The sequence below is a fragment of the Streptomyces sp. RGM 3693 genome, assembly GCF_050471125.1.
Taxonomy (GTDB): Bacteria; Actinomycetota; Actinomycetes; order Streptomycetales; family Streptomycetaceae; genus Streptomyces.
In genome coordinates, this window is the sequence record NZ_JBMPPQ010000001.1 from 2,247,420 (window position 1) to 2,272,272 (window position 24,853).

General features: G+C 73.9%; 20 protein-coding genes. 12 read left to right on the forward strand and 8 right to left on the reverse strand.

The genetic code is table 11. The features are described from left to right. Positions 1–196: 196 nt before the first annotated feature. Positions 197–2,284: a restriction endonuclease gene (locus ACO0M4_RS09545; RefSeq protein ID WP_430369341.1), complete on the forward strand. Its 2,088-nt coding sequence runs from the start codon at positions 197–199 to the stop codon at positions 2,282–2,284. Between the two features lie 62 nt (positions 2,285–2,346). On the opposite strand, the gene ACO0M4_RS09550 is transcribed toward ACO0M4_RS09545, so the two are convergent. Next, positions 2,347–3,138, reverse strand: a complete 792-nt coding sequence (locus ACO0M4_RS09550; RefSeq protein WP_430369342.1) for an alpha/beta fold hydrolase — start codon at positions 3,136–3,138, stop codon at positions 2,347–2,349. A gap of 310 nt (positions 3,139–3,448) precedes the next feature. On the opposite strand from ACO0M4_RS09550, the gene ACO0M4_RS09555 reads away from it, so the two are divergent. The 8 genes from ACO0M4_RS09555 to ACO0M4_RS09590 all read left to right on the forward strand — a co-directional run bounded on the left by ACO0M4_RS09555 (position 3,449) and on the right by ACO0M4_RS09590 (position 12,308). Next, positions 3,449–4,723: a CapA family protein gene (locus tag ACO0M4_RS09555; RefSeq protein WP_430369344.1), complete on the forward strand. Its 1,275-nt coding sequence runs from the start codon at positions 3,449–3,451 to the stop codon at positions 4,721–4,723. A 353-nt stretch (positions 4,724–5,076) separates the two neighbouring features. Then, positions 5,077–5,286: a hypothetical protein gene (locus ACO0M4_RS09560; protein WP_430369346.1), complete on the forward strand. Its 210-nt coding sequence runs from the start codon at positions 5,077–5,079 to the stop codon at positions 5,284–5,286. 475 nt (positions 5,287–5,761) lie between these two features. Then, positions 5,762–6,382 (forward strand): TetR/AcrR family transcriptional regulator, encoded by a 621-nt coding sequence (locus ACO0M4_RS09565; protein ID WP_430369348.1) that lies wholly within the window; start codon positions 5,762–5,764, stop codon positions 6,380–6,382. A gap of 287 nt (positions 6,383–6,669) precedes the next feature. Then, complete coding sequence (locus ACO0M4_RS09570; protein ID WP_430369349.1) at positions 6,670–7,935, forward strand: cytochrome P450; 1,266 nt, start codon at positions 6,670–6,672, stop codon at positions 7,933–7,935. A 52-nt stretch (positions 7,936–7,987) separates the two neighbouring features. Beyond that, positions 7,988–8,182 carry a ferredoxin gene (locus tag ACO0M4_RS09575; RefSeq protein ID WP_390011257.1) on the forward strand — a complete coding sequence of 65 codons (195 nt, stop codon included), beginning with the start codon at positions 7,988–7,990 and terminating at the stop codon, positions 8,180–8,182. After that, entirely contained in the window at positions 8,179–9,483 is a 1,305-nt protein-coding gene (locus ACO0M4_RS09580; RefSeq protein WP_430369350.1) for an NAD(P)/FAD-dependent oxidoreductase, read from the forward strand. The genes ACO0M4_RS09575 and ACO0M4_RS09580 overlap by 4 nt, the downstream gene beginning before the upstream one ends. A 61-nt stretch (positions 9,484–9,544) precedes the next feature. After that, positions 9,545–12,016: an excinuclease ABC subunit UvrA gene (gene uvrA, locus ACO0M4_RS09585; protein ID WP_430369351.1), complete on the forward strand. Its 2,472-nt coding sequence runs from the start codon at positions 9,545–9,547 to the stop codon at positions 12,014–12,016. 79 nt (positions 12,017–12,095) lie between these two features. Continuing rightward, positions 12,096–12,308, forward strand: coding sequence for an EF-hand domain-containing protein (locus tag ACO0M4_RS09590; RefSeq protein WP_430369353.1), 213 nt, complete (start codon positions 12,096–12,098; stop codon positions 12,306–12,308). A gap of 56 nt (positions 12,309–12,364) precedes the next feature. Here ACO0M4_RS09590 and ACO0M4_RS09595 read toward each other — a convergent pair whose 3' ends face one another. Further along, a complete protein-coding gene (locus tag ACO0M4_RS09595) occupies positions 12,365–12,520 on the reverse strand; it encodes a hypothetical protein (protein ID WP_430369354.1) in 156 nt (51 codons plus the stop codon). A gap of 64 nt (positions 12,521–12,584) precedes the next feature. After that, positions 12,585–14,999, reverse strand: coding sequence for a GH92 family glycosyl hydrolase (locus tag ACO0M4_RS09600; protein WP_430369356.1), 2,415 nt, complete (start codon positions 14,997–14,999; stop codon positions 12,585–12,587). A gap of 114 nt (positions 15,000–15,113) precedes the next feature. Here ACO0M4_RS09600 and ACO0M4_RS09605 point away from each other — a divergent pair, with 114 nt between their 5' ends. Continuing rightward, on the forward strand, positions 15,114–16,082 hold the full coding sequence (locus ACO0M4_RS09605) for a hypothetical protein (RefSeq protein WP_430369357.1): 969 nt from the start codon (positions 15,114–15,116) through the stop codon (positions 16,080–16,082). 29 nt (positions 16,083–16,111) lie between these two features. Here the strand turns inward: ACO0M4_RS09605 and ACO0M4_RS09610 are convergent, their stop codons facing one another. Next, on the reverse strand, positions 16,112–17,314 hold the full coding sequence (locus ACO0M4_RS09610; protein WP_430369358.1) for an MFS transporter: 1,203 nt from the start codon (positions 17,312–17,314) through the stop codon (positions 16,112–16,114). Between the two features lie 73 nt (positions 17,315–17,387). Between ACO0M4_RS09610 and ACO0M4_RS09615 the strand changes: the two genes are divergently transcribed. Next, positions 17,388–18,437: an ArsR/SmtB family transcription factor gene (locus ACO0M4_RS09615; RefSeq protein ID WP_430371324.1), complete on the forward strand. Its 1,050-nt coding sequence runs from the start codon at positions 17,388–17,390 to the stop codon at positions 18,435–18,437. Here the strand turns inward: ACO0M4_RS09615 and ACO0M4_RS09620 are convergent. From ACO0M4_RS09620 to ACO0M4_RS09635, 4 genes are all read right to left on the reverse strand, one after another. Then, positions 18,364–19,803: an amino acid permease gene (locus tag ACO0M4_RS09620; RefSeq protein ID WP_430369359.1), complete on the reverse strand. Its 1,440-nt coding sequence runs from the start codon at positions 19,801–19,803 to the stop codon at positions 18,364–18,366. The genes ACO0M4_RS09615 and ACO0M4_RS09620 overlap by 74 nt on opposite strands. Positions 19,804–19,924: 121 nt before the next feature. Next, the gene (locus tag ACO0M4_RS09625) at positions 19,925–20,140 is read right to left on the reverse strand and encodes a dodecin (protein ID WP_390012280.1); all 216 of its coding nucleotides are present in this window, start codon (positions 20,138–20,140) and stop codon (positions 19,925–19,927) included. Between the two features lie 126 nt (positions 20,141–20,266). Then, positions 20,267–20,728, reverse strand: coding sequence for a universal stress protein (locus ACO0M4_RS09630; RefSeq protein ID WP_430369360.1), 462 nt, complete (start codon positions 20,726–20,728; stop codon positions 20,267–20,269). 36 nt (positions 20,729–20,764) lie between these two features. Next, positions 20,765–21,505 carry a PAS domain-containing protein gene (locus tag ACO0M4_RS09635; protein WP_430369361.1) on the reverse strand — a complete coding sequence of 247 codons (741 nt, stop codon included), beginning with the start codon at positions 21,503–21,505 and terminating at the stop codon, positions 20,765–20,767. A 146-nt stretch (positions 21,506–21,651) separates the two neighbouring features. Here ACO0M4_RS09635 and ACO0M4_RS09640 point away from each other — a divergent pair, with 146 nt between their 5' ends. Then, positions 21,652–24,852, forward strand: coding sequence for a cytochrome P450 (locus ACO0M4_RS09640; RefSeq protein ID WP_430369363.1), 3,201 nt, complete (start codon positions 21,652–21,654; stop codon positions 24,850–24,852). The last annotated feature ends 1 nt before the right edge of the window (position 24,853 follow it).

The following is a 24,853-nucleotide window of genomic DNA, read 5'->3' on the forward strand; positions in this document are numbered from 1 at the left end:
CTGTGATTTCTCCCAGCGTGCGGGCCGTGGGTGCCGACCGCCGTCCCAGGCGCCGACCAGGGCCGGTCACCCCCTGATCGCGGCCGTACGCGCCCCGCTACAGTCGGCTCACCACAGCAGACCAGGGCAGACCGGCACAGCGACCGCCGCCACGGGTTCCGGGGGCCGCCGCCCCGGGGGGAGGACGAACCGCGAGATGAGCCGCCGTTCCCAGGGATTACTCGGCATCTGGGCCGAGGCACAGCGCCAGCAGCAGCGCCGGACGGAGGCCGCGCACCGCGCGCAGGTGCAACAGCAACGGGAGCAGGAACGGCAGGCCCGCGCCGCCGAACGCGCCATGGCCCGTATGCACCGCGAGCGGCAGACGGCCTACCGCCGGCAGCGCGAGGCCGACGCCCGCCGCCGCACCGAGGAACTCGACGCCCGCGTCGCCGCCCTCACCGACCTGCTCGCCGACGGCTGCCGGGCCCCCGCCTTCACCGCCGCCGCCCTGCTCCGCCCCGAGCACGTCGAGCCGTTCGCCCCCGGCGCGCTGGCCACCCCGGTGGCCATGCCCGACCCGGCCCGCTACCAGGTGCCCACCGGCGGTCTGCGGTCCGGCGTCCGCCGCGACCGCGACCAGCAGGAGGCCCGCGCCCGCTTCGAACAGGACTGGTACGCGGCCCAGGCCGCCGAGGCCCAGCGCCAGGCCCAACTGGCCGCCTACCAGCAGCAGTACGACCAGTGGGCGGCCGGCGCCCTGGACGGGATACGCCGGCACAACGCCGGCATCGAGGAACTGCTCGCCGGCCTGCGCACCGGCGAAGCGGACGCGGTCGTGGAGTACTTCTCCGCCGCCCTGTACTCCGGCACGTCCTGGCCCGAGGGCTTCCCGCGTCAACTCAGCGCCGGCTACGACACCGCCGCCCGCCAACTCGTCCTCGACTGGGAACTGCCCGGCTACGACGTCGTCCCCGCCGTCAAGGCCGTCCGCTACCTGCCCACCGCCGACGAGGAGCGGGAGACCGCCCGCCCGGCCACCCAGTGCCGGGCGCTCTACCGCGAAGTGCTCGCCCAGAGCGTCCTGCTGGTCCTGCGCGACCTCTTCGCCGCCGACACCTACGGCGCCCTGGACTCGGTGGCGCTCAACGGCTTCGTCGACGACGTGGACCCGGTCACCGGCCGCCCCACCACGATCTTCCTCGCCACCGTCCTGGCCCCCCGTAACGCCGTCGAGTCCTACCAGCTGGCCCAGGTCAGCGCCCTCGACTGCCTCACCGACGGGCTGCGCGGACAGCTCTCCGCCCGCCCCGACCAGCGCACCCCGGTCCGCCCCGGGCGCCGGCCGGACGACATCGCCGGCGGCGCGGTGGTCTCCCACGGCACCGACGGCGAACCGGACCTGTTCGCCATGGACCCGCTCGCCTTCGAGCAGCTGATCGCGGAGCTGTTCCGCGCGATGGGGATGCGGGCGGTCACCACCCAGCGGTCCGGCGACGGCGGGATCGACGTGGACGCCCTGGACCCCGACCCGATCCGCGGCGGCAAGATCGTCGTGCAGGCCAAGCGCTACCGCAACACCGTCCCGCCGACCGCGGTCCGCGACCTGTACGGCACCGTCCAGTCCGAAGGCGCCAACAAGGGCGTGCTGGTCACCACCTCGCAGTTCGGGCCCGGCGCACACCGCTTCGCCCAGGGCAAACCGCTCACCCTCATCGCCGGCCCCGAACTCGTCGACCTGCTCGGCCGGTACGGGCTGCGCGGCCGCCTCGGCCCCGGCGACGACGACCCCGACACCCCGGAGTCCATCGGACCGGCGCCGGACCACACCACCCTCGCCATGAACTGGTCCGGCCGGGCCGCCCTCGACGTCTGCGCCCTGGTCTGCAAGGGCGCCACCGTGCTCGGCGACGACCACTTCGTCTTCTTCAACAACCCGGCCACGCCGGACGGTTCGGTGCGGATGCTGGCCGGGGTGACGGAGGACCGCGCCGCCCTACGGGTGCGCTTCGCGGACCTGCCGCCGGACGCCGACCGGCTGGTCCTGGTCGCCGCGGTCGATCCGGAGACCGACCCGGAAGCCGATCTCGACGGCTTCACCGACGCCCACATCCGCCTGCTGGACGGCACCGGGACCGAACGGGACCGGCTGCCGGTCTCCGACGGGCGGCCCGGCGAGCGGGCGCTGGTGCTCGGCGCGTTCCGCCGCCGCGCCGGCGACGACTGGGACTTCGTCCTGGGCGGCAAGGGCTACCCCGGTGGGCTGGCCGCGCTGGTGGGCGACTTCGGGATCGAGGTGGCCTGAGGGCGCCGGGCTCAGGCCGCGCGCCTGTGAACCCGGCCGCCCCGGCTGCCCGCCGCCTCAGGTCAGCTCTGCCACAGCCGGGTGAGGACCTCGTTGACCACCTCGGGCCGGTCCTGGTGCGGCGCGTGGTCGGCACCCGGCACCTGCACGTGACGGGCCCCGATCATCTCGGCGAGGTACTCCCCGCAGGCGGCCAGCGCATCCCCCACGAACGCCCGGTAATCGGGGTGCGCGGTCTCCCACGTCCCGTTGATCACGGTCTTCGGCATCTCGGCCCGGGCCAGCGGCGCCAGCGGGATCTGCGCGTCCCAGATGGGCCGCTCCCGCATCGCCGACCGGACCGCCCGCAGCACCCGCGGCGTGGTCTCCGGCAGCCGCATCCCGTACGCCTCGGTGGACTGCCGCAGGTACTCCTCCGCACTCACCTCCCCGGCCCCCTCGGCGCCCGCGTACGCCGCCCGGATCCGCTCCACCGCCGCCCGCACGACGGGGTGCGCGGCCGCGGTGCGCAGCGGCGACGGCTCGATCAGGGTGAGCGACTGGACGGCCTCCGGACGCGCCACCGCGGCCAGCATCGCGGCCGCCGCGCCGTACGAGTGCCCCACCAGATGGGCCCCTTCGCCGAGCAGCCGGCCGAGGTCCTCGGCGTCCACCGCGTAGTCGCTGCGCTCGATGTCGGGGCTGTCGCCGAAGCCGCGCCGGTCCACCACCTCCAGCCGGAACATCCCGGCCAGCGGCCGCTGCCCCGCGAAGCAGTCGGTGCCCCAGCTCATCGTGCCGTGCACCAGTAGCGCCCGCGGCGCCCCGGGCAGTCCCTCGTCCCACACCGTCACATGAAGCGGTTCCTCGTTCATACCGGGCCACCCTAGGGGCGGCCGGTCGGTCCGGCCCGCCAACAGGCCGGGGCAGGGCGCAGGTTGATGCCGGCGATCGTGTAACGGGCGGGCGCAGAGGGCGAGTTGCGGAAAGGGCGTGGCCGGGACTCGTCCGATCGGGTGCCCGGTGTGCGGGCGGACGCCCGTCGGGCCCCGCGCGCCCGGCCCCGCGCGTCACTGCCGGCGCGACGGGCCCCTCCCGCCCCCGACCCGCGGCCGTCCGAGGGACAGCGACGGACACCACCCCGTACGGTCATTTCCGGCCCGAAGCGACTGATATCTGTCGGACATGAGCGCCTTCACCCGGTATGTGACAGCGGTGCTGTTCGTCGTGCTGGCCGTCGGCTGCGGCGCCCGGCCGGACGCCCCACCGCCCGCACCACGATCCACCCCGCCGCACCCCGCACCCCGTGCCGCGTTACCCTCCCCGGCGCCGCACCGCCGGGCCGGCGCCCGCCCCGCGGGCACCACCCCGGCCCGGCCGTTCACCCTGGTCGCCACCGGCGACGTCATCCCCGCCCACCCCGACGCGGTCGGCACGGCGCAGGACGACGCCCCGGTGGACGGCGGCTACGACTTCCGGCCGATGCTCCGGGGCGTCGCACCCGTCATCGCCCACGCCGACCTCGCACTGTGCCAGTTGGAGGCACCGCTGGGCCCCCTGGACGGCCCGTTCACCGGTTACCCCGAGCTCCAGGCCCCGCCCCAGATCGCCACCGCGCTCAAGGCCACCGGCTTCGACTCCTGCGCCACCGCCTCCAGCCACGCCCTCGACCAGGGCGAGGACGGGGTGCGCCGAACCCTCGACGCGCTGGACACGGTCGGCCTGCGGCACACCGGCACGGCCCGGGGCGCCGCCGAGGCCGCCCGCCCGGCCCTGTTGCGGACCCCCGGCGGCGCCCTGGTGGCCCACCTCTCCTACACCTACGACGCCGAGGACACCCGGGCTCCCAAGGACGCGCCCTGGATGATGAACCCGCTCGCCCCCGGGCGGATCCTCGCCGACGCCCGCGCCGCCCGCCGGGCCGGCGCCGACGTGGTGGTCGTCAGCCCCTACTGGGGCACCGAGTACCGCACCGCCCCCGACGCCGGGCAACTACGGCTCGCCCGGCTCCTCACCGCCGCCCGCACCGACGGCCGCCCCGACATCGACCTGATCCTCGGCAGTCACGCCCACACCCCGCAGCCCTACGAGAAGGTCCGCGGTACCTGGGTCGCCCGGACACCGGAAGGCCGACGCGTAGCGGCTCATATGCGCGAGAGCGGTACCTGGGTCGCTTACGGACTGGGCGACCTCATCGGAGGCACCCATCACGACGAGGGCGGAAAGATGAGTACCGCTGCCCGATTCACTTTCACCCCTCCGACCACACCCGGCGGTCGCTGGGAGATCGCCAAGGCCGAATGCGTCCCGCTGTGGTGGGACGAAGCGGCGGGCCGCGTGATCAACCTGAATAAGGCGATCCATGCCGGACGGTCGGACCTCAAACCCCTCCGCCAGCACATCCGCCACGTGGTGCTGAGCAGGGGCGCGGGCAAGGCCGGATTGGTCATGGGCAGGTGACGGCAGAACGGACGACACGGCAATCGGCATGGCAGTCGGCATGGCAATCGGCATGGCAACACCCGGCACCGTTGCCGGAGGAATCGGTGGGCGATGGCGTCGGCCGATGCGAGTGGGGCGCGAATTGGCCGTCTTCGATGCGGTTGGCGCATGCGGAGCGCCGCTTGCAGCGTGAAGTCCGCCTTCCACTTAAAGCCCTGATGTGTGTGGCGAGTGAAGAGAACGGTGTTTCGTTCTCCGCACCCCTCGCGAGCGGGCAATCTGACGCACGGCGGGAGCCATTCAACGGGTTCCCGCCGCAATGCCGCCTGCGCATTGCGACCCACCACTAGAGAAGAAGGAAGCTCATCACCATGAGCAACACCTCCGGCATTGAGACCCGCGAGATAGCCGACGACGACCTCGACAACGTCGCGGGCGGTCTCTCCGTCAGTGGCTCCCTGGAGGGCCTGACCGCCAAGTTCGCCCCGGGCCCCAACGGTGTGCCCATCCTGACCGGCGGCTCCATCAAGTCCCTCAGCATCACTGTCTCGGACATTCCCCTGGGTCCGATCGGCGGCTGAATCACAGCTCTGCCGTCACAGCTTTGACGCGTCGGCCTTCAAGACCCGGTTGTGGTCTTGGAGGCCGACGTCGTCCTAGGGGGTGGATGACGAGGTCTGCGCAGTCGAAGGTGAGCCCGGTGTCTCCCGCCTGACCGCAGCCGAGCCCGACCCGTCGGGCGGAGGCCGGCCAGGGCCTGGGCAGGGCGTTGCGGGCCGGCGGTGCCGGTGTGGGGCCCGCGCGCCCAAGCGAGCGGGTAGTGCGGCGTTGGGCGGGATTCTTGCTGGTCAGGACGTATCCTCGGCCGGGGTGCCGCGGACGACGCCTTGATGCGGGGGCGGTGAGCGCGGGCTCGCGGGGGCTGACTTCCGGGCGGCCGACGGACCGGACCGCGGTCCTCCGGTACGGTCCGCCGCCGTGGTGTGAAACCCTGGTGAAGGAGTGACGACCCCGTCGACGACCGGATCGGTCAGGCCAGGAAAGGACCGGAGGGCAGTGAGCGAGAGTGCGGCCGTCCGGCCCCGTAACCCGCGTGGGCAGGGCGAGCGTCTGAGGGACGAACTGCTGCGGGCGACCGAGCGCCTCCTGGAGGAGGTCGGCAGCGAGGACGCGCTGTCGCTGCGCGCGGTGGCGCGCGAGGCCGGGGTCGCCGCGCCGAGCATCTACCGCCACTTCGCCGACAAGACCGAGCTGGTCTGGGCCACCCTGGAAGTCAGCTACGAGCGGCTGGCGCACGCCATGAACGACGCCGCCGAGCAGGCCGACGAGGACGACCCCGTGGCCCGGCTGCGCGCCCAGCTCCGCGCCTACTGCCGCTACGCCATAGAGCACCCGGCGAACTACCGCCTGCTCTACGAGACCCGGCAGACCCCGGTCGGCCCCGAACGGCTCGCCGGGCACCCGGCCGGGCTGCTGGTCCGCAGCTGGCACCACGCGCTGACCGCCTGCGAGGAGGCCGGCTGGCAGGTGCGGGGCTCGCGCGCCGAGGCGCCGTACCTGCTGTGGTCGGCGGTGCACGGCCGGGTGATGATCTGGCAGGTCATGCCGAGCCGCAAGGACACCAGCCGGCTGGACGGGTTCGTGGAGGAGATCCTCCAGCTCCTGTTGGAGCGCTGAACCCGGGCCCGCCCCGCCCCTCCCCACCCCGGCCTCGCCCCGGGCGCCTCGTTCGAGGCTCCCGCCCCTGCTCGTCCCCCTAGCCCCGAGGCCCCCAAGGCCCCGGCCGCCCGTCGGCCGGGGCCTTACGCGTCCCCGCCGCCGGCCGGCCGCGGCGTGTTCCGTTCCTCACGTTCCGACGCGACCCCCGGGGCGTTTACCCGATCATTACGGATGTAAGTTTACGCTCGTTAGGCGAAGGATCGACTCATGGCGCACATCCGACCGGTGTGCGCGCGAGGAGCGAGATGACCGAGATGATCGACACCACAGTTCCCGACGCCCTGGCGCCACTGCCCGTGCAACCCCCCAGCGGCTGCCCCTTCGACCCGCCCCCACTCTCGAACCTGTTCGAGCAGGGGGACCCCCACCGCGAGTTCGGCACCCTGCGCGCCGAGGAGCCGCTCTCCAAGGTCTCACTCCCCGACGGCAGTTGGGCCTGGCTGGCCACCCGCTATGCCGACATCCGCGCGATCCTCGGCGACACCCGCTTCAGCTCCGACACCACCCTCCACGGCTACCCGCTCAGCGGCATGACCGGCGGCGGCAACACCGACAACCGCGGCTTCATCCGCAGGGACCCGCCGGAGCACACCCGGCTCCGCCGGATGGTCACCCGCGAGTTCATGGTCAAGCGCGTCGAGGCGCTGCGCCCGGAGATCCAGCGCCTCACCGACGAACTGTGCGACGCGATGGAGCGCCGGGCCGGCGAGCCGGTGGACCTGATCGAGGCGCTCGCCCTGCCGGTCCCCTCGCTCGTCATCAGCCTGCTGCTGGGCGTCCCCTACGACGACCACGACGTCTTCCAGCGGCTCACCGGCAAGCTGCTCTCCCGCACCATCGCGGACGAGGAGCGCGAGGCCGCCCGGAGCGAACTCCGCGACTACCTCGACGCGTTGGTCACCGCCAAGGAGGAGGAGCCGGGCGACGACATCCTCGGCCGGCTCATCGTCGAGCAGCGGTACACCGGCGAGATCACCCACGACGACGTCGCCGCCTTCGCAGCCCTCCTGCTGATCGCCGGCCACGAGACCACCGCCAACATGATCGGCCTCAGTGCCCTGACCCTGATGCAGGACCCCGACAGCGCCGAGCGGCTCCGCCAGGACCCGACGCTGATCCGCGGCGCCGTCGAAGAACTGCTGCGCTTCCACAGCATCATCCGCAACGGCCCGCGCCGGGTCGCCACCACCGACATCGAGATCGGCGGACAGCTCATCCGCACTGGTGAGGGCGTCGTCGTGGCCGTCCCGTCCGCCAACCGCGACGCGACCGTCTTCGCCGACCCCGACCGCCTCGACGTCAGCCGGCCCAACGCCCAGCACCACGTCGCCTTCGGCTACGGCATCCACCAGTGCCTCGGCCAGGCCCTGGCGCGGGTCGAGCTCCAGGTCGTCATAGCCACCCTGCTCCGCCGCTTCCCCACGCTGCGGCCCGCCGGGCCCGTCGACGAGATCCCGTTCCGCACGGACATGGCCATCTACGGCTGCCACGCCCTGCCCGTCACCTGGTGACCGGCCGCACCGGCCGACCCACCGTCCCGACCCACCCCCACGGAGCCACCGCATGAAGATCACCCTTGACGCCGACAAGTGCTGCGCCGCCGGCCAGTGCGTGCTGATCGCCCCCGAGGTCTTCGACCAGCGCGACGAGGACGGTGTGGTCGTCCTCCTCGACGCCGCACCGCCCGCCGAGCAGCACGCCGCGGTCCATGAGGCCGCCGCCATCTGCCCCGCCGCCGTGATCGAGGTGCAGGAATGACGACCCGACCGATCGCCGTCGTCGGAGCCTCGGCCGCCGGGATCACCGCCGCCGAGGCCCTGCGCCGAGCCGGCTGGACCGGCCCACTGACCCTGATCGGCGACGAGCCCCACCTCCCGTACGACCGGCCGCCGCTGTCCAAGCAACTGCTGCACGGCGCCTGGGAGCCGGAGCGGCTCCTGCTGCGCACCGAGGAGCAGCTCACCCCGCTCGGCCTCGACCTGCGGCTCGGCACCCGGGCCACCGGCCTCGACGTCGCCACCCGCACCCTCACCCTCGACGACGGTGAGCGGCTGGCCTGCGCCGGCGTGATCATCGCCACCGGTGTGGCGGCCCGCACGCTGCCCGCCGCCGACGGCCTCGCCGGCGTCTTCACCCTGCGCACCCTGGACGACGCGCTGGCACTGCGCGACCGGCTGTCCGGCGGCGCCCGCCGACTGGTCGTGGTCGGCAACGGCGTCCTGGGCTGCGAGGCCGCCGCGGTGGCCCGGGAGCTAGGGCACGAGGTCGCCCTGGTCGGCCGGGAACCGGTGCCCATGGCCGCGGCCGTCGGGGCAGGCATCGGGGACCTGCTCGCCGAGGAGCACCGGGCCCGCGGCGTCCGGCTGCTGACCGGCGAGGTGGCCGCGTTCGAGACCACCGCGGACGCCACAGCTGCCGAGGGCACACCGGCGCAGGTCAGCGGCGTCCGACTGGCCGACGGCAGCCGACTCCCCGCCGATCTGGTACTGCTCGCCATCGGCTCCGAGCCCGCCGTGGGCTGGCTGGCCGACCCGGCCCTGGACACCACCGACGGGCTGGGCTGCGACGCGTACTGCGCCGCCGCCCCCGGGATCTACGCCGCGGGCGACGTGGCCCGCTGGGAGCACCCGGTGCACGGCCGCCCGCTCCGCTTCGAGCACCGGATGAACGCCACCGAGCAGGCCATGGCCGCCGCCCGCAACCTCGTCGCCGAGCTGACCGCCGAAGCACCCGCTGAGACCCCCGAGGGCGCCGCGGACGGCACCGAGCCGCCGCAGCGTCGGCCGTTCGCCCCCGTGCCGTACTTCTGGTCCGACCAGTACGGCCTCAAGCTCCAGGCGTACGGCCTGACCGGCGGCGCCGATCAGGTGGAGACCACCGTCCTGGACCGGGACGCCCGCCGCGCCGTCGCGCTCTACGGCCGCGACGGCCAGGCCGTCGGCATCCTGGCCTGCGCCCTGCCGCCGCGTCAGATACGCGCGTTGCGCGCGGTGGTCGCCACCCCCGTCCCCTGGGAGGAGGCACGCGACCGGGTCCGGGACGCCACCGCCGCGGGCTGACGGTCCCGCCCACCCCGTGCGGGTGCCGCGAGCACGGCGGACGGTGTCCGATCATGGAGAGATGACCGACTCGTACGTCCGGGTGCGCGGCGCCCGTGAGCACAACCTCCGCGGCATCGATGTGGACATCCCGAGGGACGCGCTGGTCGCGTTCACCGGGGTGTCCGGATCGGGCAAGTCCTCCCTCGCCTTCGGCACCCTGTACGCCGAGGCACAGCGCCGCTACTTCGAGTCGGTCGCCCCGTACGCCCGGCGGTTGATCCACCAGGTCGGCGCCCCCAAGGTCGAGGAGATCAGCGGGCTGCCGCCGGCCGTAGCACTGGAGCAGCGGCGCTCCGCGCCCACCTCCCGTTCCTCGGTCGGCACCGTCACCACCCTCTCCAACACCCTGCGGATGCTGTTCTCCCGCGCCGGCGACTACCCGCAGGGCAGCACCGAGCGGCTCGACTCCGACGCCTTCTCGCCCAACACCGCCGCCGGCGCCTGCCCCGAGTGCCACGGGCTGGGCACCGTCCACCGCGTCACCGAGGACTCCCTCGTCCCCGACCCGTCCCGCTCCGTCCGCGACGGCGCCATCGCCGCCTGGCCCGGCGCCTGGCAGGGCAAGAACCTCCGCGACATCCTCGCCGCCCTCGGCCACGACATCGACCGTCCCTGGCACGACCTCCCGCCCGCCGACCGGGAATGGATCCTGTTCACCGACGAACAGCCGGTCGTCACCGTCCACCCGGTCCGCGAGGCCGGCCGTATCCAACGCCCCTACAAGGGCCAGTACATGAGCGCCCGACGCTACGTGCTGCACACCTTCGCCGACTCCAAGAGCGAGACGCTGCGCAAGCGCGTCCGCCAGTTCATGACCGCCGAGCCCTGCCCGGTGTGCGACGGCCGGCGGCTGCGCCCCGAGGCACTGGCGGTCACCTTCGAGGGCCGCGACATCGCCACCCTCGCGGGCCTACCACTGGGCACCCTCGCGGAACTCCTCCGCCCCACCGCCGCCCGCCCCGGCGACGAACCGGCCCCGGCCCTCGCCCACGACCTGGTCGCCCGCATCGAAGTGCTCACCGAACTCGGCCTGGGCTACCTCAGCATGGACCGGCCCGCCCCCACCCTCTCCGCCGGCGAACTCCAACGCCTCCGCCTCGCCACCCAACTGCGCTCCGGCCTCTTCGGCGTGGTCTACGTCCTGGACGAACCCTCCGCCGGTCTGCACCCCGCCGACACCGAAGCCCTGCTGACCGTCCTCGGCCGCCTCAAGGAAGCCGGTAACACCCTCTTCGTCGTCGAGCACGACATGGACGTGGTCCGGCGCGCCGACTGGCTCGTGGACATCGGCCCGCGCGCCGGGGAACACGGCGGCCGGGTCCTGCACAGCGGCCCGGTCGCCGCCCTCGCGGACGCCGAGGACTCCGCCACCCGCCGCTTCCTCTTCGCCGCCGAACCACCGCCGGCGCGCACCCCGCGCACCCCCACCGGCACCCTGACCCTGCACGGCGTCACCCTGCACAACCTCCGCGACCTGGACGCCACCTTCCCGCTCGGCGTCTTCACCGCCGTCACCGGCGTCTCAGGATCCGGCAAGTCCACGCTGGTCACCCGGGTCCTCGCGGAGGCCGTCCAGGACCGCCTGGGCGCCGCGACCCCCCGCCCCGACGGCGACGACCCGGTCGCCGCCGACGACCAGGACACCGGGTCGGCGGTCCGCGCCCGGCTCACCGCCGCCACCGGCCTGGACGCCGTCGACCGGCTGGTCCGCGTCGACCAGCAGCCCATCGGCCGCACCCCGCGCTCCAACCTCGCCACCTACACCGGCCTGTTCGACGCCGTCCGCAAGGTCTTCGCCGCCACCGACGAGGCCCGCGCCCGCGGCTACACCGCCGGCCGGTTCTCCTTCAACGTCCCGGCCGGCCGCTGCGAGACCTGCCAGGGCGAGGGGTTCACCGCCGTCGAACTCCTCTTCCTGCCCGGCACCTACGCCCCGTGCGCCGACTGCCACGGCGCCCGCTACAACCCCGAGACCCTCCACATCACCTACCGCGGCCACACCATCGCCGACGTCCTGGGCCTCACCGTCGACGACGCCGCGGAGTTCCTCGCCGACGTCCCCGCCGCCGCCCGCAGCCTGCGCACCCTCCAGGACGTCGGGCTCGGCTACCTGCGGCTCGGCCAGCCCGCCACCGAACTCTCCGGCGGCGAGGCCCAACGCATCAAACTCGCCACCGAACTCCAGCGGGCCCGCCGCGGCCACACCCTCTACCTCCTCGACGAACCCACCACCGGCCTGCACCCGGCCGACACCGAAGTACTGCTGCGGCAGTTGCACGGCCTGGTCGACGCGGGCCACACCGTCGTGGTCGTCGAACACGACATGGGCGTGGTGGCCGGCGCCGACCACGTCATCGACCTCGGTCCCGGCGGCGGCGCGGCGGGCGGCCGGATCGTCGCCGCGGGCACCCCCGCCGAGGTCGCCGCCACCCCCGGCAGCCGCACCGCCCCCTACCTCGCCCGCCACGGGGCCCACCGGGACCGTTCTTAACGGTCCGCTAATGTACGCGGGTCAGATCACCCCGCAGCTCCGGCACAACGGGCTGCGGCACGACGAAGGGGCACCACCCGTGGCAGACATAGAGCAGGCCAGGGCCACGTTCGCGCGGTTCGACGCGGATGGCGACGGCCGGGTCACGCCGGACGAGTTCAAGCACGCGATGGCCGAGATGGGCGACCACCTGGTCACCGGCCCGGTGGCCGAAGCGGTCATCAAGGCCAAGGACACCGACGGCGACGGCCTGATGTCCTTCGACGAGTTCTGGAAGTCCCTCCAGGGCTGAGCCGCGGACCGGGCCCGGGGCCCGGTCTCCCACCCCCTTCGCCTCCCGTTCGCCCGTCACCGCGCGCAGCGCCGCCACCGCGCGGGCGATCGGGGGCTGTTGGCACTTCCCCGCCGCACCACCGCCACGAAGCGCCGCACCGGCACTGGCTCGCCGCGCAACGGCACCCGTACCAGCCGCGCGTGCTCCGGCACCGGCGCCCACCGCGGCACCAGACAGATCCCGCAGCCGTGTGCGACCAGCGCGGGGACCGGGTACCAGGCACTGGTCTGCTTCTCAGCGCCTGCCCTCGGCCTGCTGTTGCGGGGGTGCGGAGAGTGCCCCCGGCGTCCCCACCGGCGGCGGGGCCGCCCGGTCGCCGGTGCCCCAGTGGGACGGCTCCGGGCCCACGGAGAAGGCCAGTTCGCGGCCGGCGCGCAGGTCGGCGGTGGTCAGGTAGGTGCGGTCCCGGGGGGTGCCGTCGAGCCGTACGGACTGGACGTAGCGGTGGGTGGTCGACGTGCCGGGGGCGGTGAGGGTGAAGTGGCCGGAGGGGTAGTACCGGCGGTCCAGGGTCAGGTCCACCCGGTCGAAGACCGGGGTGCTCAGGCCCCAGGTGTCGGTGCCCGGCTGGACCGGGAAGACGCCGATCGAGGAGAGCACCATCCACGCCGACATCGTCCCCAGGTCGTCGTTGCCGGTCATCCCGGTCGGGGTGTCGGTGAACAGCGTCAGCGCGGCGTGCACCACGTCCGTGGTCTTCCAGGGCTGACCGGTGGAGAGGTAGGTGTACGGGGCGATCAGATCGGGTTCGTTCTGCGGGTTGTACTTGTCGGCGTTGTAGTAGTCGTAGGGGCCGTTCACCCACACCTCGCGGGCGGTCTTCGCCGGGTCCCTGAGCAACTGCGGGTAGGCGAAGAAGGAGTCCAACCGGGCCGTGGCCTGCTCCTTGCCGCCGATCAGCGCCACCATCCCCGGCAGGTCCTGCGGCACCAGCCATTGGTACTGCCAGGCCGTGCCCTCGTGGAAGCCCTCGCTCTTGGCCGGGTCGGCGGGGCCGGTGAAGGCACCCCGGCCGTCCCGGGCCCGGAAGAAGCCGGTGGAACGGTCGAACAGGGTGCGGTAGTTGAGCGCCCGCGCGGCGTACCGGTCGGCGTCCGCGCGATGGCCGAGATCGCGTGCCATCTGCGCCAGCATCGCGTCCGACAGGGCGTACTCCAGGGTCGCCGAGGCGCCGTGGTCGAAGTCGGAGTCACCGGGCTTGGTGTGCGGGCGGCCTTTGAGGTAGGGCGCGTACCCGTTCTTGAGGTAGGCGGCGTTGGCCTCCCGGCCGACCGCGGGGGAGGCGGCCGGCGGCACCCCGTCGGCGTTCTTCGCCAGCGCCGCGTACGCCTCCTCCTCGTGGCCCTTGAGCAGCCCCTGTCGGTAGGCGTTGGTGAGGAACGGGGTCACCGGATCGCCGGTCATGATGTTGGTCTCGACCGTGCCGTAGCCCCACTTGGGCAGCCAGCCGCTCTCCTTGTCGATGCGCAGCACCGACAGCGCCATATCGCGTGCCTCCTGCGGTGCGAGCAGTGACAGCAGCTGGGTCTGGGTGCGGTAGGTGTCCCACAGGGACCAGTTCTGGTAGTAGGTGAACCCCCGGGCGCGGTGTGGGCGTTGGTCCCAGCCGGTGTAGCGGCCGTCCACGTCGCTGCCGAGGTTCGGGGCGAGGAAGGACCGGTAGAGGGAGGAGTAGAAGGTCCGGCGCAGCGTGCGGTCGCCGCCCTGGACGCGCACCAGGCGCAGCCGTCGCTCCCACGCCGCGTCCGCCGCCGCCCTCGCCCGGTCGAAGGAACTCCCGCCCTCGGCACGGAGGTTGCGCGCCGCACCGGCCGCGTCCACGTAGCTCAGGGCGGTGGTCGCCTCGACGGCGCGGTCCGTGCGGGTGTCGAAGCGGACGTAGGCGCCGTGCCGACCGGGCGCGGTGGAGTCCCGGGAGCCGGGCGTCACGGTGTCGCCGCGCCAGGTCCCGTAGGCGGTGAAGGGCCGGTTGAAGCGGGTGACGGTGTAGACCGTGTACGGCCGGGTGTCCTGGCAGAAGCCGCGGCCGGTGATCGCGGTGCGGACGGTGCGGGAGTCGAGCACCTCGACGCGGGTGGAGACCGTCCGGTGCAGCGACTGACCGGCGTTGAGCAGCACATTGGCCTTGTCGGTGGCCGGGAAGGTGTAGCGCTGCCTGCCGGTGCGGGCGGTCGCGGTCAGCTCGGCGGTGATCCCGCCGTAGGAGGTCAGCCGCACGCGGTAGGAGCCCGGACGGGCCGACTCGCCGTCGTGGGTGAACGCGGCGGCGTACTTCGCGTAGTCGGTCTCGGTGACGTCGCCGGTGGTCGGCAGCACCGGCAGGTCGCCACCGAGACCGCAGCCGACGCCGGAGATGTGCACCGAGCTGAATCCGCGGATGTGGCTGTCGTCGTAGCTGTAGCCGGTGGTGTGCCCGGTGTCGGGGGAGAGCTGCACCATTCCGAACGGCACCGCGGCCCCGGGGTAGGTGTTGCCGTCGTTCTGGCTGCCGATGAAGGGGTTGACGAGGTCGGTGAGGCGGCCGCCGGACGGCTCGGCCGGTGCGGTGCGGGCGGCGTGCGCGGCCGGTGCGGTGAGCACGCTCCCGAGGAGCACGGCCGCCACTGCCGCGCCCGCGGTGCGCGGCCGGTTGCGTCTGGTCCAGGGCATGGGCAGACCTCCAGGAGGGCCGACAACGTTGTCAGGGCGGGCTCATTCTTGGGCCCGGGCGGAGGCCCGTCAAGGGGCCGCGAGGCGCCAACACCCCCCGACTACCCTTGCCCTGTGCAGCCGTCAGCCTCACCCCCGACCGGCCGGGACGCGGGACCGGACCATCCGGACCAGGCCGTTCCCGCCGCCCTCCCCGCCGCGTTCGTCCGCTACGCCGTCGCCCTGGACGCGGTGGAACTCGCCTGGGGGTACCTGCACGCCCGGCTGACCGCCGAGGACACCGTCGAGTTGGCGTTCCTCCGGCGCTGCGACCTCGGAACGGACGGGATCGCGTTCGAGCGGATCCACAAGGCGGGCGCGGCGGTGGCGACGGGGGAGACCGCGGCACTCGACGCGGTCTGCCGGGAGGTCGCGGTCGCCGGCGAGGTCGGAAGCGGGGGCGAGAACGGGGACGGGGACAGGAACGAGAACGGGAACGGGGACGGGGACGGGAACGGGGACGGGAACGGGGACGGGGGCGATCCCGGCCGGATCTGGGAGTACCTCGCCGGCTGCCGCCGGGCCGCCCGTGGCGACCGGACCGTATCGGAGGCTCAACTCGCCGCCGGACGCGCCGAGTTCCTCCTCGACCGGGCGGTCCCCGGCCGGGGCATGAACTGGCAGGAGGACTCCGCGCTGCTCGGCACCGACCGCCCCGAGGAGGTGGACGCCGCCTTCGCCCGCGGTGCGGAGCGCGTCGGCGTCGCGGTCATCGGCCTGGCGCTCACCCATCCGCACCCCGCGGCGATCCTGCCCCGCGTCGCGCGGGCGCTGGAGCAGGCCCTGGCGGTGGGCGATGCCGGCCTGCGCCACCAGGGCATCGTCGCGCTGGCCCACACCGCCCGGCTGCACGGCACGGTGGACACCCACTGCCTGGAACTGCTGCGCCGCTGCCCGCGCGACACCGAGGCGGATATGGACCTCTGGGCGTACGTGCCGCGCCGCCGCCTGCCGTGGTGGCTGTGGTGGCACCGGATCGTCGCGCGGCGGTGGCGGGCCGTGTGGCGGCGAGCCGTGCGGTGGAGGATGCGGCGGCGCGGCTGAACTCGCCCGGTGAGCCGCCCGACCGGGCGTCATGCGTCGCGTGTGGCGCCCACCCCGTCCGGCGTGCGGAGCGCCGGCTGTGCGCGGAGCCCGGGCGCCAGCACCACCGTCACCCCCATCGACGCCACCGCCAGCACCGCCATCGCCCGCCCCGGCGGGACCCATTCGGCCAGCGCGCCGGCCAGGGCGGCGCCCACCCCTTGCAGGGTGAGCATGCCGGCGGAGTGCAGCCCGAGGGCGTGGCCGCTCAGCCCGTCGGGGGTCAGCGCCATCAGCCGCTCCTGGAGCAGCAGGCCCGAGGCGTAGCCGACGGTGGCGAGCAGCACCGCCACCACCGCCACCGCCGTCGGCGGCCGTACCGCGAAGACCAGGTACGGCGCGGCGAGCAGCAGGCACAACGGGACCACCAGGCGGTCCGCCCGGTGACGGGGGACGAACCGGCCGACGAGGGTGTCCCCGGCCAGCATGCCGAGCGCACCGCAGGCGAAGAGCAGCCCCGCCTGTCCGGGCGCGTACGGGACGTAGAGCGATTCACCGCCGACGATCAGGCCGTTGGGCAGCCACAGTGCGAGGTAGACGTACCGCCGCGGCCGGTCGGCCCACAGCAGGGCATGGGTGCGCCAGGTCCCGGCGACCGAGGGCCGGCCGGCGGTGCGCGGCGCCCGCCGGCCGAGCCCGCAGTGGGCCACGCCCGCACCGGCGGCGTACAGCCCGGCCGCGACCAGCAGCGCACCGCGCGGCGACAGCGCCGTCACCAGCGCCCCGCCCACCGCGAAGCCGCAGATCTGCACCACCCCGGACGCCATGGCGAAGACCGAGCGGCCCAGCAGGTACCCCTCCCGCGCCAGCAGCTCGTCGAGCAGCCCGTAGCGCACCCCGCCGCCCAGGGAGGAGAGCGTCCCCAGCACCAGCAGCACGGCGAACGACGCCCCCACCGGCAGTCCCGGGACGGCCTGGACGGCGGTGCCCAGGCCGAGCAGCAGCCCCAGACCGGTCAACGCGGCGCGCGGCGGCAGCCGGTCGGCCGCCGACAGCAGCGTGGCCGCGCCGATCACCTGCGCCAGGGACGGGCCGAACACGGCGAGGGACGACAGCAGCGGGGAGCCGGTCGTCCCGTACACCAGCGTGCCGAGGGCCAGGCCGCCGACGGTCTGGCCGGCCACCTGTCCGGCGGAGGCGAGGAAGAGCGGAGTGAACTCCGGGGTGCGGAAGAGCTCGCGGTAGCTGCGCATGGCGGGAGTGTCCGGGCGGCCCGGCGCCCCGGCGTACAGTTTCGCGGGCCGGCGAAACGAGGGGGCGGTGGGCGTGGGGTGGTGGGAGATCACCGCGGACACCCTCGCCGCTGGCCGGTTCGCCGTCTCGCCGCTGGCCGAGACCACCGCCGCCCTGAAGACGCTGCACCGCGGCACCGCCGCGCTGGGGAGCGAACGCGCCTGGCTCGACGCCCACTTGCCCGCCTACCGCGCCCGCCTGGCCGCCGACCCGCCCACCGCCCTTCTCGTCCGCTGCGCCCTGCGCCGGACCTGGAACGCGACCTTCCTGACCCCGACCCCGAGCGGTGCACCCGACCAGGACTTCCCCGCCGAACTCGCCCGGGTCCGCGACACCCCGCCGGCCACCGCCCGCGCCGACCTCACCGAGGCCCTGGCCGGCGCCCCGCTCCCCGCCGCCCTCCGGCACCGCGCAGACCTCCCCGAGCGCACCGCCGCGCTCCTCGACTGGGTCTGGCGGCACACCGTGCTACCGGACTGGCCGCGCCGCCGCCGCATCCTGGAGGCCGACGTCCTGGCGCGTACGGCCCGGCTCGGCAGCGGCGGTTGGGTCGCCGCGCTGGACGGGATGCGCCCCGGCCTGCGCTGGCTCGGCGCGAACCGCCTCCAGATCACCGCCCATGACCATCCGCCGCGCGAACTGGCCGATGCCCGGCTGCTGTTCGTCCCCGTCACCCCGCAGCAGTCCTGGCTCTCCTGGGACACCGACGGGCGGCCGCCGCCCCGCTCCGCGGTGGTCTACCCCTGCTCCGGCACGCTGGCCGAGCCGGACCGGCCACCGGTCCCCGGGGCGCTGGCCGCCCTGTTGGGGAGCGGCCGGGCGGCCGTCCTGGTGCTGCTGGGCACGCCGAAGAGCACCACCCAGCTGGTCGCCCTGACCGGCCAGGGCCTGGGCTCAGTCGGCCGGCACCTCCAAGTGCTGCGCGACGCCCACCTGATCGCCCGTCGCCGGGCCGGGCGCAGCGTGCTCTACCGCTGGACGGAGGCCGGCGAGGCGGTCGTCCGGGCCGTCACCGCTGTTCCGCAGCCGTCCCGTCCGCCGTTGCCAACGCCGACTTCCGGTACGAGTACGAGAAATAGATGACCAGGCCGATCAGGAACCACACCGCGAACCGCACCCAGGTCTGCCACGCCAGGAACGTGATCAGCCACAGCGAGAAGCACACCCCGATAGCCGGGACCACGGGCATGCCCGGCGTGCGGAAGGTGCGCGGCAGTTCGGGTTGTTTGTAGCGGAGCACGATCACCGAGATGCACACCACCACGAACGCCAACAGGATGCCGATGTTGGTCAGTTCGGCGGCCTCCCCGATCGGCAGGATGCCGGCGATCACCGCGGACGCCGCGCCCACGATCCAGGTGACCCGGACCGGTACGTGGTGGGTGGCGCTGGTCTTGGCGAACCACTTGGGCAGCAGCCCGTCCCGGCTCATCGAGAACCACACCCGGGTCACCCCCAGCATGAAGGTGAACATGACGGTCAAGATGCCGATGATCGCGCCGACCGCGATCACGTCCGCCAGCGCGCTCAGCCCGACCGACTTGAACGCCGTGGAGAAGCCGCTCTCCGGGTCGATGTGCCGGTAGTTCTGCATGCCCGTCAGCACCAGGCAGGCGAGCACGTACAGCACCATCGAGACGGCCAGGGAGTACATGATCGCCTTGGGCATGTGGCGCTGGGCGTCCTTGGACTCCTCGGCCGCTGTGCTCATCGCGTCGTAGCCGAAGACCGCGAAGAAGACGGTGGCCGCGCCGGTGAACGCGCCGCTCACCCCGAACGGGAAGAACGGCCGGTAGTTGGCGGTGTTGAGGTGGAAGAAGCCGACCCCGATGACGACGAGCACCACCAGCACCTTCAGCCCGACCACGATCGTCTCGAACCGGGCGGCGTTCTTGATGCCCAGGGTCAGCAGATACGCGATCAGCAGGCAGAGCACCGCCGCGAAGAGGTCCACCCGGTGCCCGGGGCCGGTGCCGGGCGCGCCCAGCATCCAGGCCGGCAGTTTCAGGCCCATCGCGCCGAGCAGGAACGAGAAGTAGCCGGAGATGCCGATCGCGACCACCGCCACGATCGCGGTGTACTCCAGCAGCAGGTCCCAGCCGATGAACCAGCCGGCGAGTTCGCCCAGCACCGCGTAGCCGTAGGTGTAGGCCGAGCCCGCCTTCGGGATCAGTCCGGCGAACTCGGCGTAGGAGAAGGCCGCAGCGGCGCTGGCCACGCCGGCGATGAGGAAGGAGATCAGGACCGCGGGGCCGGCCGTCTCGTGGGCGACGGTGCCGGCCAGCGTGAAGATGCCGGCGCCGATGATGCCGCCGATGCCGATGGCGGTCAGTTGCCACAGCCCCAGCTCGCGGGTGAGCTGCTGGGCCGCGGTGCCCTCCGGCTCCTCGATGTGCTCGATCGGTTTGCGGCGCCAAACGCCCTGACCCGCGCGCAGCAGGCGTGCCATGGGTGATCCTCCGTACGCTCGGTACGTGTCCGTCGTGGTCCGACGGCGGATCATCATGGACTGCCGGCGGCGCCGTGACGAAGGCGACGCGGCGGCGGGGAGCCATTCGGCCCCCGGGGCTTCAGCCCGCGTCCTCCAGCCGGAAACCGACCTTCAGGCCGACCTGGTAGTGGTCGACCCGGCCCTCGATGATGTGGCCGCGGACCTGCGTGATCTCGAACCAGTCGAGATTGCGCAGGGTGCCGGAGGCGCGCTTGATGCCGTTCTGGATCGCGGCGTCCACGCTCTGCTGGGACGTCCCCACGATCTCGGTCACGCGATACGTGCGGTCGGTCACGGTGTCTCCCGGTCGCTCACGGTGTCTCCCTTGTCGGGGCGGCGCTCCGCCCGTCCACCCTCCACCGTGCCTCAGCCCGGCCCGGCCCACCAGCGGAGCGCCGGGACGCGGCCGGTGGCCCGGGTGCTACGGCACGACAGTGACCGGCCACCGGCCGGCCTTCACCAGGCGCACCGCGACCGAGCCCATGATGCGGTGCCCGGCGGACTCCGAGGCGCCGACCACCACCGCGTCCGCCTTGAGCTCGTCGGCCATCTGCACCATGCCGTTGTACGGGTCCCCGCGCAGGGTGTGGAACTCCCACCGCAGGTGGAATATCCCGTCGAGTCGTTCGGTGGCCTTGCGGATCTCGGCCATCAGTTCTTCGGCCACCTCGGTGGTGGTGTCCATGACCGGTGCGCCCATCGCGGCCCCGGTCGCCAGCACCGGCTGGACGTAGACCATCACCAGCTTCGACCCCTGACGCCTGGCCAGCCCGGCCGCGTACGCCGCGGCCCGCCAGGACGAGTCGGAGCCGTCGACACCGACGACGATGACCTTGGGACCGTCCGTTCCGCGCTCGAACGGCGCGGGTGTGTTCTCCTCCACACCAGGGAGGTTATCCGCACACACGTGCAGTCGGACTCAGGGGCCGGGCGCTCGCGTGCCGTCGTCGTCCGGGGCCGCGGGCGCCGGCGGCCAGCGGTCCGGGGCCAGCACCCCCAGCACGTACGCCTTGGCCACCAGCGCGGTGCGGCCCTGGACGCGCCAGCGGCGGGCCAGCCGGGTGAGGTGGTAGTTCACGCCGTCGACGGTCAGGCCCAGGGCGCCGCCGATCGCGGCGGTGGTCGCGCCACCGGCCGCCAGCGCCAGGATCCGGGCCTCGACGGGGCTGGTGGGGGGCGGCGCGGGCGCCGGGGCGGCGGTGGCCCCGGTGTCCTCCCGCAGCAGGGCCAGCAGCGCCGGCGGTTCCGCGGACGGGCCGCCGACCGGTTCGATCGTCAGCTCGCCCTGCCGGTCCGGCTCGCCGGGCCCGGTCCGCCACCGCACCTCGACCGGATAGCGGGACCGGCGGCCCAGCCGCAGCGCCTCCATGATCCGGGCGATCTGCGCCGGGTCCCGGGGCCGGAACAGGTCGAGCAGGTTGCGGCCGCGCAGCTGTCCGGGGACCGCGCCCCACGGCGCCGCCATCGCCGGATTGGCGATCAGCACCTGGCCGTCCGCCCGGCACACCGCGATCGGCGTGGGGATGCGGTCCAGCAGCATCACGAAGTAGTCGCGGTAGGCGCTGGCCGGGGGCGGGGCGGCCGGGACCGGCGGCCAGCGGCGCGGACAGTCCGCGCCCGTCTCGTCCCCCGGCCCACCACCGTCCGTCACGCTGTCCATCGCCCGGTTTCCGCCCTTTCTCCCGTGCTGTCGGCGGCCGTTGCCTCATCGGCGCCGTACGCGCAAGGGTGCGCGACGACGAACCACTGCACAATCATGCAGTTCCCCGGGCCGGGGGCGGCCACCGGGCCGGTCACGCTGGAGACATGACCGACACCATCGCGCCCCAGACGGGCGACCGCGCCACCGCCGTGAGCGTCCCGGTCGCCGACCTCACGGCGACCGGGATCAGCACCACGCCGCTTCAGCAGGCCATGGACCTCGCCCGGATCCACGGCCCGGCCTACGTGCGCAAGTTCGGCGCCCTCGAGACGCTCTTCCTCTCCTCCGTCGACCTGGTCACCGAGGTCTCCGACGAGGCCCGCTTCGCCAAGGGCGTCTCGGTGGTCCTGGAGAGCGTGCGGGAGTTCGCCGGTGACGGTCTGTTCACCGCCTACAACGACGAGCCCAACTGGGCCAAGGCCCACGAGGTCCTGATGCCGGCCTTCGCGCTGGGCTCGATGCGCACCTACCACCCGGCGATGCTGAAGGTCGCCCGCCGGGTCACGGCGGCCTGGGACCGGCGGATGGCCGAGGGCCGCCCCATAGAGGTCGCCGACGACATGACCCGGATGACCCTGGACACCATCGGACTGGCCGGCTTCGGCTTCGACTTCGAGTCGTTCTCCCGGGACACCGCGCACCCCTTCGTCGAGGCGATGGTGCGCTGCCTGGAATGGAGCATGACCACCTTCGCCCGGCAGCCGGGCACCGATCACACCGCGGCCGACGCGGCGTTCCGCGCGGACGCCGACTACCTCGCGTCCGTCGTCGACGAGGTGATCGCCGCCCGCACGGCCAGCGGTGAGCGGCGCGACGACGACCTGCTGGGCCTGATGCTCGCCGCCACGGAGGGCAACGCGGCGCACCAGGGGCCGGTCCTCGACCTCGCCAACATCCGCAACCAGGTCATCACCTTCCTGATCGCCGGTCACGAAACCACCTCCGGCGCGCTCTCCTTCGCCCTGTACCACCTGCTCAAGGACCCGGTCGCGCTGCGGATGGCGCAGCGCGAGGCCGACGAGCTGTGGGGCGACGACCCCGACCCGGACCCCGCCTTCGAGGACATCGGCAAGCTGGCGTTCACCCGTCAGGTGCTCAACGAGGCGCTGCGGCTGTGGCCGACCGCCGCCGCCTTCACCCGCCAGGCCCGCACCGACACCGTGATCGGCGGCCGCTACCCGGTCGCCGCCGGCCAACTGGTCACCGTCCTCACCCCGATGCTGCACCGCGACCCGGTCTGGGGCGACAACCCCGAGGCGTTCGACCCGTTCCGCTTCAGCCCGGCGGCCGAGGCTGCTCGCTCCCCGCATGCCTACAAGCCGTTCGGCACCGGTGAACGCGCCTGCATCGGCAGGCAGTTCGCGCTGCACGAGGCCACCATGCTGCTGGCCCTGCTGGTGCACCGCTACCGGCTGATCGACCACGCCGGCTACCACCTCCGCATCAAGGAGACCCTCACCCTCAAGCCCGACGGTTTCACGCTGGCCCTCGCCCCCCGCACGCCCGCCGACCGGGCCGCGACCCGCGCCGCGCTGGCCGTGCTGCCCGGCGGGTCCGCCGGCACGTCGGAAGGCGAGGCCACCGGCGCCGCGCCCGACGACGGCCTGCCCACCCGCGTCCCGCAGGACACCGGCCTGCTCCTGCTGCACGGCACCAACTACGGCACCTGTCGGGAGTTCGCCGAGCGGCTCGCCGACGAGGCCGCCGGCCTGGGCTTCGCCACCGAGGTCGCGCCGCTGAACGCCTGCGCCGGCGGACTCCCCACCGACGGCCCCGTCGTCATCGTCGCCGCCTCCTACAACGGCCAACCGACCGACGACGCCACCGCGTTCACCGCCTGGCTCGGCACCGCGCCCGAGGGCGCCGCGGCCGGCGTCCGCTACGCCGTGCTGGGCGTCGGCGACCGCAACTGGGCCGCCACCTACCAGCAGGTCCCCACCCTCATCGACGACCGGCTGGCCGCCCTCGGCGGTCAGCGGCTGCTGCCCCGCGCCGAGGCCGACGCCTCCGGTGAACTCACCGCCACCGTAAGGAAGTTCGGTGCCGCGCTGCGCACCGAACTGCTGACCCGCTACGGCGACCCGGCGAGCATCGGTGACCCCGGCGCAGACGGCGCCGCCGACGACACCGGCTACACCGTCACCGCGCTCACCGGCGGCCCGCTCGACGCGCTCGCCGCCCGGCACGACCTCGTCCCCATGACCGTCACCGAGGCGTACGACCTGACCGCCGAGGGCTGGCCGCGCCCCAAGCGCTTCCTGCGCCTGGCACTCCCCGACGGCGTCTCCTACCGCACCGCCGACCACCTCGCCGTCCTGCCGGTCAACACCCCCGAGGCGGTCGCCCGCACCGCGCAGGCGCTCGGCGTCGACCTGGACACCGTGCTGGCGCTGCGCCCGCCGACGTCCCGCCCGGCTCGTGACACCCTGCCCCTCGACCGACCCCTGACGATACGTCAACTCTTGACCCATCACCTGGAGTTGGGTATCCGTCCGACCCGCGAGCAGTGCGCCGTACTCGCCGCGCACAACCCCTGCCCGCCCGAGCGGCACGCCCTGGAGAACCTCCCCGAGGACGATCCGCGCACCCTCGTCGAGCTGATCGAGGCCCACCCCGCGCTGCGCGGCGCGCTGCCCTGGCCGGTGGTCCTGGAGCTGCTGCCCCCGCTCCGCACCCGCCACTACTCGCTGTCCTCGTCGCCGGCCGCCGACCCCCGGCACGCCGACCTGATGGTCTCGCTGCTGCCCGGCGGCACCGGCTCGACGCATCTGCACACCCTGCGGCCCGGCGACACCCTGCTGGCCCGGGTCCAGCCGTGCCGGGAGGCGTTCCGCCTCGACCCGGCCGACGACACCCCGGTCATCCTGGTCGCCGCCGGCACCGGGCTCGCCCCGTTCCGCGGCGCCGTCGCCGACCGCGTCGCGGCCGGCCGGACCGCCCCGGCCCGGCTCTACTTCGGCTGCGACGACCCCGACGGCGACTTCCTGCACGCCGCGGAGTTCGCCGCCGCCGAGCGGGCCGGCGCGGTCGCCGTCCACCCCGTCTTCAGCGCCCGCCCCGAAAACGGCCACCGGTTCGTCCAACACCGGATCGCGGCCGAGGCCACCGAGGTGTGGGAGCTGCTGCGGGCCGGCGCCCGGGTCTACGTCTGCGGCGACGGCAGCCGGATGGCGCCCGGCGTCCGGGACGCGTTCCGCGCGGTGCACCGGACCTGCACCGGCGCGTCGGAGCAGGAGTCGGAGGCGTGGCTGCGCGAACTGACCGCGTCCGGCCACTACATCGAGGACGTCTACGCGGCGGGCTGAC

What these genes read in the sequence shown, in the direction of transcription:
- ACO0M4_RS09545 (WP_430369341.1), top strand. Translation starts at nt 197, where the DNA reads ATGAGCCGCCGTTCCCAGGGATTACTCGGCATCTGGGCCGAGGCACAG.
- ACO0M4_RS09550 (WP_430369342.1), bottom strand. Translation starts at nt 3,138, where the DNA reads ATGAACGAGGAACCGCTTCATGTGACGGTGTGGGACGAGGGACTGCCC.
- ACO0M4_RS09555 (WP_430369344.1), top strand. Translation starts at nt 3,449, where the DNA reads ATGAGCGCCTTCACCCGGTATGTGACAGCGGTGCTGTTCGTCGTGCTG.
- ACO0M4_RS09560 (WP_430369346.1), top strand. Translation starts at nt 5,077, where the DNA reads ATGAGCAACACCTCCGGCATTGAGACCCGCGAGATAGCCGACGACGAC.
- ACO0M4_RS09570 (WP_430369349.1), top strand. Translation starts at nt 6,670, where the DNA reads ATGACCGAGATGATCGACACCACAGTTCCCGACGCCCTGGCGCCACTG.
- ACO0M4_RS09575 (WP_390011257.1), top strand. Translation starts at nt 7,988, where the DNA reads ATGAAGATCACCCTTGACGCCGACAAGTGCTGCGCCGCCGGCCAGTGC.
- ACO0M4_RS09580 (WP_430369350.1), top strand. Translation starts at nt 8,179, where the DNA reads ATGACGACCCGACCGATCGCCGTCGTCGGAGCCTCGGCCGCCGGGATC.
- uvrA (WP_430369351.1), top strand. Translation starts at nt 9,545, where the DNA reads ATGACCGACTCGTACGTCCGGGTGCGCGGCGCCCGTGAGCACAACCTC.
- ACO0M4_RS09600 (WP_430369356.1), bottom strand. Translation starts at nt 14,999, where the DNA reads ATGCCCTGGACCAGACGCAACCGGCCGCGCACCGCGGGCGCGGCAGTG.
- ACO0M4_RS09610 (WP_430369358.1), bottom strand. Translation starts at nt 17,314, where the DNA reads ATGCGCAGCTACCGCGAGCTCTTCCGCACCCCGGAGTTCACTCCGCTC.
- ACO0M4_RS09620 (WP_430369359.1), bottom strand. Translation starts at nt 19,803, where the DNA reads ATGGCACGCCTGCTGCGCGCGGGTCAGGGCGTTTGGCGCCGCAAACCG.
- ACO0M4_RS09635 (WP_430369361.1), bottom strand. Translation starts at nt 21,505, where the DNA reads ATGGACAGCGTGACGGACGGTGGTGGGCCGGGGGACGAGACGGGCGCG.
- ACO0M4_RS09640 (WP_430369363.1), top strand. Translation starts at nt 21,652, where the DNA reads ATGACCGACACCATCGCGCCCCAGACGGGCGACCGCGCCACCGCCGTG.